The sequence below is a fragment of the Caldivirga sp. UBA161 genome (assembly GCF_002506515.1).
GTDB lineage: Archaea > Thermoproteota > Thermoprotei > Thermoproteales > Thermocladiaceae > Caldivirga.
On record NZ_DAXS01000021.1, the window covers coordinates 4,346 to 15,074 of the forward strand.

A 10,729-nucleotide genomic window follows, 5' to 3' on the forward strand; every position below is an offset into this window, starting at 1 on the left:
CCTGCGAATAAGTCATCGGCCTCAAAGCCGAACCAAAGCATTGGCCCACCCTCAACTTTAGGTAACTTAGCCATTAGCGTGAAGTGGCCGTAGGTGAAGGTATCCCTGGACCTCATGGATACTGTTTGAAGGCCTTTAGGCTTAAAGTACACTGATGATGAGAAGTCAGTGTACTTAACCTCATCGTAATTAACCCTCCAATACTCACTAGCCCTACAAGCCTGAAACTCCTCCTCAAGGCCAGGCCTAGTGGATGGAACCCTTTTCCAACAGTAGAAGAGGGAATCCACACCACCCTCTATAGCTGGGGAAGGCCTAAGGGTTCCAGTAACCATATTATCCCTCATTGGAGTGACTATTAAAGTATTGAACTGGAATCTTCAATTTAAATAATTATTAAATCCTTAGTATAATTACATAAAAAGTGTAATCGAGATTCGCATTTCATAAGACCATGAGGGGTCATCTTAGCCCAGGTCATCATTGGTTCAGGCCTTGCAAGCTTAATCACCCTAAGCCTAATTAACCAGTCCGTATCTGATTTTTCGATTACTTTTAGGCTTCTATCTTAAGGCTTTTATACTTGTTTATTTCTCTGACCAGTGAGCCTTGTGAGGAGTTATCCACCTAAAACATGAGTATGGTGGGTCCCTGAGGAGGTGCATGTGAAAGCAAGGAGTGCGCCAATGTGATTTCCAGAGTATGTGGGGTATCTGTACTTTTTAAAGTGATGGTTGTATTAATTACGTGCTAGATTTTGAAAATGCAATCTTATGTGGATGAATACTCCTTGGGAATTAATTGAAATTAATTATGTGGTTTCCCCCTGTTGAGTGTCTTGTAGAATATTTTCTCGTTTAGCCAATTAATATTATTAGCCACGTAATCAACCTTCTTCCTCATTTCGAAGTCCCTGAACTCCATGTAAAGCATGTCTAGGTAAATGTCCTCCATGGTTTCCTTAGCCTTAAGGGCGTACTCTAGGTTATCCTTAATTAACTCCTCAGTGGCCTTCCTAGATAATTCACCTGTGAACTCCATTAATCCATTTAAGTAGGCTAATTCATCAACCCCAACCTCCTCAATGGTGGGTATTCTACCACTCTTATTAAACTCATACATTATATAGGCCTCAGCATACTCCTGGAAGCTGACTGCAGCCTTATCATAGTAGAATGGGTACTGTTTAATTAGGCTCATTAATGACTCTAACTCCCTCCTCATGTCGCTTAAGTACTTATCCGCCGCCTCCCAATCATTCCTAATAACTGAGTATATAACTGACTTAGATAACCTATTTAACCTAATGCCAGTGTTAATTACCTTATCCCTGGCATCCTCATACTCCCTTAACTTAGCCTTAATGGAGTCCCTATTAGGCAACATGATTCCCAGTTGGCCACTGGGGCTTACTTAATATAAGTTAAGTTGCCTAGCATTAGCCCAGTGGGCTTCATTACTCATGCTTAACCCCATATATTTCCTCAATTTCATTAACCATTATCCTAAATACATCCCCCTCACTCAATAGTCCCTGGCTCAACGCATTACTAATCCTACTCATTATCCTCCAGGGTGGTATAACCATACCAGGCCTCCTCGGGTCATCAGCGTAATCACTCTCCACCACTAGGGCCTTAGTTAACTTAACAGCCTCCTCAAACTCACCCCTCCTACCCACTGGTACTGAGGGCGTTAGGCCATTATCCACAGCTGGCTTAACCATACTTGGCGATGCATGGTGGAGGATGATCCTCCCCTTATCCTTAACCCCAGCCCTATTAGCCAACTCCACTATTGATTTAACAGTAACCTCACCCTCCCTCTCAAGGTGTAGGTGAATTACTGCATTGAGGTCTCTTGCAGTACTCATGGCGTACTCAATAACCTCATTACATAAGTTAATTACACTCCCATTAACACTCCAGTGAGGCCTACCAACCTCCCCAATACCCACTGCCTCACCCCTCTTAATGTACTGTGCGGCTAAGTCAATTGACTTAACCATGAATCCCTTAACCTCACTGAAGCCCCAACCGGACTCAAGTAGCCTAACGCACTCAGCTGGGTGTAGGCCAATTACGGCAACTGCCTTAACCCCCTCCCCCTGAATAATCTTAGTTGACTCAACGGTTAACCTATACAGTTTATCAACACTACTTAAGTCACCTGGGTTTAAGCCTAGGTCCCAGGTTAATAGGGCTACAACACCCATGAACCAACCCCCAGTCCTCCTAAACCTCCTAGCCACCTCCCTGGGTCCAAGGCCCTTAATTGGGTTAACGTGGGCGTGGTTGTCGGCTATTGGTAATGCCCCACTCATCCCTGAGGCACCTCAAGCCTATCCTCCCTAAGCCTACCCTCCCTACCTGATGGTGGCTTAATTATGCTGTTTCCAGTTGGGTCCTCTATGATTAATGTAAATTCCCTAAACCCATTAAGAGCCTCAGTGGCCTCCCTAATGAAGCTAAGCCTCCTCGCCTCAGCCTCACCCTCAAGCCCACGCATGGCTTCGGCGTACTGTATTAGCCTATACATTAGCCCCTCCAGGGGTGTTATTAGAGCTTCACCCGCTGACCCTGGAGCTAGCGTGAAGCCTAGGTCAGGGGAGTAGACCTTAGCCTCAGCTGACCTAATTATCCAAGTCCTCTCAATGTCAACCCTATCAGTAACCCTGTAGGTTAACTTAACAGGCCCCTTACTGTCTAGGTAAGTAATATCCATGTACCTGAAGCCACAGGTTGAGCAATTCATCACCTCCAGGAGGAGCCTACCAAAGTATGGCGTATTATACACCACACCCCTAATGGTTAATGTCCTATTACCACAGACTGGGCACTTATCCACAACCTCATAGACATTCTCAGCGTAGCTGCTTAAATCCTCTAAACCCTCCATGAGCCCCCTTTAGGATTAGTTAGTAAATAAACCTTAAGCATTGATTCATTTAAGGGTTATGCCTTATTTTAACTGGGTTTTCTCATTGAGCGCAATACCTCAAGTAATGCCTGAACCGCCTGCCTATAGTCACTAATTATGCCGTAGTCGGCGTACTCGAAGATTGGGGCATTGGGGTCACTATTAATGGCAACTATTATCTTAGACTCCTTAATACCGAAAATATGCTGAATAGCCCCACTAACACCCACACCAATATACACTGTGGGCCTAATGGTCTTACCAGTCTGGCCAATCTGCCTATCAGTAGGTAACCAACCAGCGTCAGTAACCTTCTTAGTGCCACCAATGGTTCCTCCAAGGGCCTTAGCTAACTCAATGAGGAGCTTAACACCCTCAGGCCCACTGACTCCTCTTCCAGCCGTAACCACTAGGTCAGCCTTCTCCACTGGTGGTAGGTCACTATCCCCCCTTGTCACTGATTTAACACCAAGTAATACTCCATTGGGCTTAGGTAGGTTGTTTAAGGACTCCTTAATAATCTCACCCTTACGGCTGGTGTCCCTTGGTGGCGTTGGGAATACGTTAGGCCTGACGCTTGCTAATTGAGGCCTTCTATTTGGTGTCCTAATGTGGGCTAGTATATTGCCTCCGTAAGTTGGCCTAACTTGATCAAGGTCCCTTGTCTTAACATCAATATCAAGGTCAGTACAGTCGGCAGTTATACCTGCCCTAAGTGTGTTGGCTACGTATGGCGCCAACTCCCTCCCCCTCTTAGTTGCTGCGAATAAGACCACCTCAGGCTTATACTTATTAACCAAGTTAACTATCGCTGAGGCGTAGATGTGGGGAATGTAGACTGATAGGGCCTCATCATCAATGTAAATAACCCTATCCGCCCCATAGTATATTGGCTCCTTAACTAAGTCACCTAAATTATGCCCAATCATGATTGCTGAAACATCAACATTAATCTTAGACGCTAACTCCCTAGCCTTACCAATTAACTGGAGGCTACCGTCCTTTATTACCCCATTCCGATGCTCAACGTAAACCCAAACACCCTTATACTCACTCTTGTTTACCTGAGGCCACTCTGGGCATATTTTAACGCTACTCATGGCTTAATCACCCCCTCCTTAATTAGGTTTTCAATAAGCCACTTAGCCGCCTCCCTTGGATCACCCTTAAATATCTGCTTCTTCCTCGGTATTGGCTTAGCGTCCTCAATCTTAGCCACTATTGTTGGTGAACCCCTTAAACCAACGCACAGTGGGTCGAGTTTAAGTTCATTATTAGTCACTGACTTAACTAAGCCGCTTAACTTAGCTTGAATCTTGCGGTTTAGGCTAATGTCCCTTGGTGGGTTACTGTCCTTGTATACGCTGACTATGACTGGCATATTGTACTCGAACTCCTCATAAACACCCTCATCCTCAAGGTAGCGGGTTAACTTAATAGTCCCCTTCTCCATGTTAACTTCACCGTCAACAACGTAGTATAGGTAGGGTAGGCTAAGCCATGAGGCTACTTGGGCAGGCATGTGGGCTGTGGTGGAGTCCGTGGTTTCCTCACCCATGACCACTAGGTTGAAGCCCGGGAAGAGCTTCTTAATGGTCATGGCCACTGTGTAGGATGTGGCTAATGTATCAGCCCCGGCGAAGACCCTGTCGGTTATTAGGTAGGCTTCATCAGCACCCATGCCTATTGTGGATTCAAGGAAGTCCTTACCACTGGGTGGAGCCATGGATAATGTAATGACCCTCCCACCGTACTTATCCTTAAGCCTAAGGGCGAATTCAAGCGCATTCCTATCATAGGGGTTAAGCATCAGTGGGACGCCCTCCCTAACTAGGTTGTGGGTTACTGGGTCAAGCCTAACAGCAGTTATATTGGGTACAGCAGCCTTAACAGGTACAATAATTGTTAACTCCTTACCCATGTTTGAGCCTGCATTTGCTGAACTTATAACAGTGGCGCCCATGACCCATCACCCAAACCTATACTGAACACCGTAACCACTCCTCGGGTAAGTCCACTCAATTGCATTATATGGGCAAACTATCCTACAGGTCCCACACTCCAGGCAGCCCTCATGGGAGAAGAGCACTGTCCCATCTGACGATAAGGTGTAGCACCTTGCTGGGCAAAGGTGAGTGCAGGGCTTTGCCTCGCATTTACGGCACTTATCAGGGTCAATTATCCTAATGTGTGGCCTCTGGCTAACGTCCCAGGCGTTTGAGTTAAGCCTCTCCTCAATGGGTATTCTCCTGTTATCCATGCTCATAGGTTCATCACCAGGCTTAAGGCGTCCTTAGTTAAGTCAACTAGGGTTAAATTACCCTTAGCCCTCATGAACGTGTCCCAAAGCCTCCTAGGTGTTCCATCAACATCAAAGTACCTACCCATGAATGCGTTAGCCAACATAACGTAATCACTGTATAGTCTAGGATTATTTAAGGCCTTGTGGGCGTTCTTAAAGGCATTGAACTCCCTCATTATGAAGCTCTCATTAAGCAACTGCTGGTAAACGGAGAGAGCCTCCTCATCATACTTACCCTCGTCATGAGCCTTAACCACGGCTTCAGCGGCAAGCCTACCACTCTCCATTGCGAAGTCAACACCCCTAATTAACACGCCTAAATGCAGTAGGAAGCCTGCAGCATCACCGACCACTAGGTAACCGTTACCGTAAAGCCTAGGCGGCATAGCCTTTAAGCCCGCTATTGGAGTTAAGTGGGCTGAGTACTCCAGTAATTGACCACCCTTAAGTAGCCTACTTATAAATGGGTGAAGCCTAAACTCCTCTATTAAGTCGTAAACAGGCACATCAAGCTTACTGCCGTGCTCAAGGTAGACGACAATGCCTAGTGTTACGGCATCCTTATTAGTGTATAGGAATGCACCACCGGGTACGTAGTGGGTTGGGTATCCTGCCAAGGCCCAGGCTAGGCCCTCATCCTCATCTAGGTTAAACCTCTCATTAATCTCACCCCTACTTAACTTAATAACCTCCTTAACCCCAAGGCCAACTAAGCTTGGTTGAAGCTTTGGGGCTAGGCCGCTTGACTCTAGGACAAGCCTATTAATGCCCTCAGCCACAATAACCACGCCACCGTAAACCTCATCGCTCCCAGACTTAATCCCAACTACCTTACCATCCTTAGTTATTAAGCTATCCACTGGCGTTTCAGTAACCACAAGTGCCCCAGCTGCCTCAGCCTTCCTACCAAGCCACTCGGTGAAGTTTGATAAGTAGGCTGTGAAGGACTTATGCTCAGTTGCCTTAGCCTCAAACTCAACAGTTACTCCACTATCCTTAGTTAACATTGTTAGGCGCTCCTTCCTAACCCAACGCTCCACTGGAGCCTCCTTAACATACTCAGGGTATAGCTTATCAAGGACGTGGGCGTATATCCTACCACCGTAGACATTCTTACTCCCAGGCTTACGACCCCTCTCAACCACAAGAACCTTAAATCCCCTTGAGGCCAACCTCTGAGCCGCCGTTAATCCCCCTGGCCCGGCGCCCACAACTATGACGTCAAACCTTTGACTCACATCGACCCCTCATTACTGGTTATTATTAAGCATTATTTATAACAAAATCAACATTTGACTAATATGAATTCGCTTAAACTAAAAACAGGCACTCTTTTAATCAAGAACCATAAGCTAAAGGCAAGGGTAAGGTGTAGTCAAAAACTAGCCAAGGACCCTAATATTATTGAAGGCATGATTATGAGCGGCTTCAATAATCCTACCACAATGCGCTTAATTCCCCTCAATGACCTATGCTACTGCATCATGGCATGATTCAACCACAATTACTTTAAATACTGACTTAATGTAGGGTAATGGCTAAATTAACATTACCTTACATTGCCTTAATCCTTTAATGCAAGTGAATGTAGGGTAATGGAGGATTCAACGTTACCCTACTTTTGCATTAACCTTAAATCCTTAATACTGTACCCATTCATGTATTACCTGGCTTAAGCAGTTTTGCTTAAATTTAGTTAAATTAAGGCTTAATATTATATAGTGCTTTCGGTTATGTGGGTGAGTAATGAGTTACTTATTATCATTTGTTTAAAAATCATATTTTGCTTTAAAGTTAAGCTTCCTATTGTGGCGGCCTATATCTCATCCTTAATCATCGAATATAAGTGCCTTTAGGGCAATTGAGGGATTTAAATAAACTACCTGTATGAATTAAGGAAGGCCTCAATTGAGTCAACTGCTTCCTCCTTTTTAAGCTCCTCAATGGCTACCTCTAATTGCCTATCAATACCCTTCATGTAATCTTGAGGTAAATTATCAGTAATGATATCTGGGTCAACCCCATAGTTCTCAACTCCAAACCCCACGTTTATGAACCAGAAGGCGTACTTGGGTTGAGTCACCATGGTGCCGTCAACCAGTGAATACCTGCCATCAATCCCTATAACGCCTCCCCAAGTCCTAGTCCCAATAATTCTACCTAGTTTATAGAGTTTGAAGGAGTTAGCGAATATGTCGGCATCAGACCCAGCTTGCTCATTTATTATAAGTACTAGGCGCGTGGGGGCTATGGAGGGGTAGGGGATTGGTTCACCCCTCCTGGGTATTTCAACACCTATCCTCTTAGTCAGTAGCCTCTCTAGGAGTAGTTGGGAAATGTGCCCGCCACCATTATACCTAGCATCAATGACTACGCTGCCGTACTTAAATACTTCATACGTGTAGAGTTTAAAGAATTCTGAGAAGCCTTGAATCATCATATCTGGTACATGAGTGTAGCCGAATCCCTTGGAATTAACGTATCTTCTATTCCCCTCAACCCAACTCCTATAAATCACGTACTTCTCATTCTTCAGTGTCCTGGTGGATAATGACTTCACTTCACCATTCTTCTTCCTAAGCTCAATTTGAACCGGTTCCCCAGCCTTATTGACGAGTAGTTTTTCAGGTGGATTCTCTAAGTTGAGCCTAACTCCATCGATTGATATTATACAGTCACCAACCTCAGCGTTAATGCCTGGATCCAGTAAAGGTGACCTTTCATTCTCCTCATTTGGATCCCCAGCGAATATTTCAGTGATTTCATAACACTCCCCATTATACTTATAGTCAATACCTAAACCACCAACATTATAGGGTTTCTCAACATCATAATCACCGCTGAACTCATAGGCGTGGGAGGTCCTTAATTCTCCCTGCATTTCCTTAATTAAATCAGATAACTCATAACGCGTGTTAATCCTGCCTATAAGCCTCTCATACTTCTCCAGGACCTTAACCCAATCAACCCCATTCATATCCCCCCTCCAGTAATTCTCCCTCATCAACACCCAAGCCTCCCTAAGCATTTGCCTCCACTCATTCTTTAAATCCACGAAGACCTTTATCCTCGAGATGTCAATTATCCCAGTCCTAGGGTTTGCATTCTGCCCCTGTTCAGGCTTCTTATCAACCTTCAAAACCCTTATAGTATTCCCCTGCCTAATTATTAGGTTGTCTTCATGAACCTCCATATCAGTTACATTATCCATATACTGCTCCTTAACCTTCGTAGCTAAGTCGAAGATTTCAATAACACCATCCTGCCTCTGCCCAATAACCCTCTTAGGGGGGAATTTGAGGAGGGCCACCCTACCTCCCTTAACACCCCTTATACTCTGGTAGTAACCGGGGTCTATGGGGATTGATGATACCCTAGTTTCTATACCATCCAAGTCAACCCTTGGTTCAGCATCCTTATCAATTATCTGCCTATTAAAGGGTGAGAAAGCCTCCCCATTAAGGACCACTAAGTAGGCCTTAACTGGGTTAACGAAGTCATAGTGGAAGTATATGTAATCCATAATGGGTTCAAAGTTCCTTGATGATAGGAAGTAGAGGTATTTCCCATCTGGGTCAAAGGATAAGGAGAAGTTGTAGTAGCCTTGAGTTGTAACGTTTCTAATGCTCCTTAAGTCACTTACCTTAACCCTATTCCACATCCAGTGGCTGGATTCTGGGTAAGTGTATGCTAACCATTTACCACTAGGGTGCCAGGCTACTTCCTCAATATACCACTTCCCCTTATCTAAAAGCACCTGTGAATCATTAGTTAAGTCTATAATCCATAATTCAAAGTCATTGTTAACTAGGGCTATTTGATTACCGTCCGGTGAAGGGAAGATTTTCTCAACATATCCCTTAGCCTTAATCTCCTTAACCTTCCCACCCCCAAGCGAGTAAACCTCCACCTTATTCTCATCAGCCAATGCGAAAACCTTATCCTTAACAATCCTTATACTCCTATACCTAGTTAAACCACTCCTATCACCCAGTTGAATTACCGGCCCCTCCCAATTACGCATTAGGAACGCCTTACCCCTAACGATTGATGCGAAGTAATTCCCGTCTGATGAGAAGGATGTTAAGTACTTATCAACCTCTTTAAACCTACCCATCCTATGCTTACCCATTACAGGGACTACTATTTCCAGCCTCCTAACTACCTCACCCTCAAGTAGGTAAATGTCGCCAGCCATCTGGAATACAATCCTTACGCCATCTGAACTGGCATTCCTAACGTAGTACTCATTGAAGTTAGTGTGCCTCCTTAAGTCATTACCATTTAAATCCACTGAGTATACATTTCCAGTACCCTCATGGTCCGAGATGAAGTAGAACCTATCCCTAACCCACATGGGGCTCGTGAGGTTGGAATTGAGTTCAATGAAGGGTTTAAACTCCCCCTTATACCCGTAATCAATGTAAAACCTCCCCCTAGTACCTCCCTTATAACCCTTCCAGTAGGGTAAGTCTAAGGTATTCCTACCTATGACTAAAGCCTCCTTACCAAAGGCTATGGAATCCGCGGGCCCGTAGGGTAACCTCTTAATCTCCACCGTGGCTGGGTCTATGGTGAATAACTCCCTCCACCTCAGGAACGGCCTCTTAAAGTCTGACCTAGCCACGATTTTCCCATCTGGAGTCCATCCAACTACATTAGTGGCTGGGCTACCGAAGTAAGTTAACCTCTTTGGCTCACCACCATTAAATGGTATTACGTAGACTTCAGATAAGGGTTGATCCCCAGGCTGATACCTGGCGAAGGCTATCCACTTCATATCCGGTGATATCTTCGGGTTTAGGATTATCCCGAAATCCGATGTAAGCCTTATTAACTCACTAGTCTTAACATTATACCTCCACAAGTCATCTTCAGTTACGAAAACAACCCAATCACCTCTAATATCCGGGTACATTAAATAAGCCTCCATCCCTAGAAGCCCCACTATAGGATATTTAACAATTCTGCGTATACCGTATTCAACACGGTATTGATGGTGTACTTACAGTAATGAGCAATTGCAGTAATTGCAAGGAAGGAGTTAATGCTGAAAATGTAGGTAATAATGAAATTACATGTAATGGCTTCTCCCACTGTATGTTTATTCATGAAACTAAGTGCTGGCTATACTGCTATTAATAGCACTCAGCATTCTTAATATTGCCTTAAGGTTCTTAAGGCCACATTCATGAAATCACCCCTAAATGCCTTATTGTAACTGAATAATTAGTTACGTAGCCTAATTCACCTATGGTAAGCATTATACGCTGATTCCATATTCTTAAATGACTTACTTGCCAATGCATGATGCTTACATTAAATCATCCTATTGAAGCAGTTAATTCTTACCTTAACCTACCTGTAATCATACTTTAATGCCTAAATACTTTCATATCGCCTTAGTTTAGTGCCTAATTACTGACTTGTAATGATGAGTGAGGGTAATTATATGTATACTATTGAACATGATGTTTACGCCTTCCCGAATCCTCAAGTGGCTTAAGG

General features: G+C 44.3%; 9 protein-coding genes. All 9 read right to left on the reverse strand.

The genetic code is table 11. The features are described 5' to 3' along the window. Positions 1 to 335, reverse strand: a 335-nt coding sequence (locus tag BP896_RS02740) for a hypothetical protein (RefSeq protein ID WP_291765396.1), incomplete at its 3' end; no start/stop codon positions are given. Between the two features lie 472 nt (positions 336 to 807). Further along, positions 808 to 1,386: a haloacid dehalogenase gene (locus BP896_RS02745; protein ID WP_291765397.1), complete on the reverse strand. Its 579-nt coding sequence runs from the start codon at positions 1,384 to 1,386 to the stop codon at positions 808 to 810. A gap of 70 nt (positions 1,387 to 1,456) precedes the next feature. Next, positions 1,457 to 2,323: a TatD family hydrolase gene (locus tag BP896_RS02750; RefSeq protein ID WP_291765399.1), complete on the reverse strand. Its 867-nt coding sequence runs from the start codon at positions 2,321 to 2,323 to the stop codon at positions 1,457 to 1,459. Then, positions 2,320 to 2,898 carry a ZPR1 zinc finger domain-containing protein gene (locus BP896_RS02755; protein WP_291765400.1) on the reverse strand — a complete coding sequence of 193 codons (579 nt, stop codon included), beginning with the start codon at positions 2,896 to 2,898 and terminating at the stop codon, positions 2,320 to 2,322. Before BP896_RS02755 ends, BP896_RS02750 begins: the two co-directional genes overlap by 4 nt. A gap of 68 nt (positions 2,899 to 2,966) precedes the next feature. Then, complete coding sequence (locus BP896_RS02760; RefSeq protein WP_291765401.1) at positions 2,967 to 4,019, reverse strand: electron transfer flavoprotein subunit alpha/FixB family protein; 1,053 nt, start codon at positions 4,017 to 4,019, stop codon at positions 2,967 to 2,969. Beyond that, positions 4,016 to 4,882 (reverse strand): electron transfer flavoprotein subunit beta/FixA family protein, encoded by an 867-nt coding sequence (locus BP896_RS02765; protein WP_291765402.1) that lies wholly within the window; start codon positions 4,880 to 4,882, stop codon positions 4,016 to 4,018. The genes BP896_RS02760 and BP896_RS02765 overlap by 4 nt, the downstream gene beginning before the upstream one ends. A 6-nt stretch (positions 4,883 to 4,888) precedes the next feature. Further along, positions 4,889 to 5,185, reverse strand: coding sequence for a ferredoxin family protein (locus tag BP896_RS02770; protein ID WP_291765403.1), 297 nt, complete (start codon positions 5,183 to 5,185; stop codon positions 4,889 to 4,891). Beyond that, positions 5,182 to 6,459, reverse strand: a complete 1,278-nt coding sequence (locus tag BP896_RS02775) for an FAD-dependent oxidoreductase (protein ID WP_291765404.1) — start codon at positions 6,457 to 6,459, stop codon at positions 5,182 to 5,184. The genes BP896_RS02770 and BP896_RS02775 overlap by 4 nt, the downstream gene beginning before the upstream one ends. A gap of 641 nt (positions 6,460 to 7,100) precedes the next feature. Beyond that, positions 7,101 to 10,154 carry a S41 family peptidase gene (locus BP896_RS02780; protein ID WP_291765406.1) on the reverse strand — a complete coding sequence of 1,018 codons (3,054 nt, stop codon included), beginning with the start codon at positions 10,152 to 10,154 and terminating at the stop codon, positions 7,101 to 7,103. Positions 10,155 to 10,729: the final 575 nt, after the last annotated feature.

Excerpts from the sequence above, each read along its gene's own strand:
- BP896_RS02760 (WP_291765401.1), bottom strand. The coding sequence starts at position 4,019 with ATGAGTAGCGTTAAAATATGCCCAGAGTGGCCTCAGGTAAACAAGAGT.
- BP896_RS02765 (WP_291765402.1), bottom strand. The coding sequence starts at position 4,882 with ATGGGCGCCACTGTTATAAGTTCAGCAAATGCAGGCTCAAACATGGGT.
- BP896_RS02750 (WP_291765399.1), bottom strand. The coding sequence starts at position 2,323 with ATGAGTGGGGCATTACCAATAGCCGACAACCACGCCCACGTTAACCCA.
- BP896_RS02780 (WP_291765406.1), bottom strand. The coding sequence starts at position 10,154 with ATGGAGGCTTATTTAATGTACCCGGATATTAGAGGTGATTGGGTTGTT.
- BP896_RS02755 (WP_291765400.1), bottom strand. The coding sequence starts at position 2,898 with ATGGAGGGTTTAGAGGATTTAAGCAGCTACGCTGAGAATGTCTATGAG.
- BP896_RS02745 (WP_291765397.1), bottom strand. The coding sequence starts at position 1,386 with ATGTTGCCTAATAGGGACTCCATTAAGGCTAAGTTAAGGGAGTATGAG.
- BP896_RS02770 (WP_291765403.1), bottom strand. The coding sequence starts at position 5,185 with ATGAGCATGGATAACAGGAGAATACCCATTGAGGAGAGGCTTAACTCA.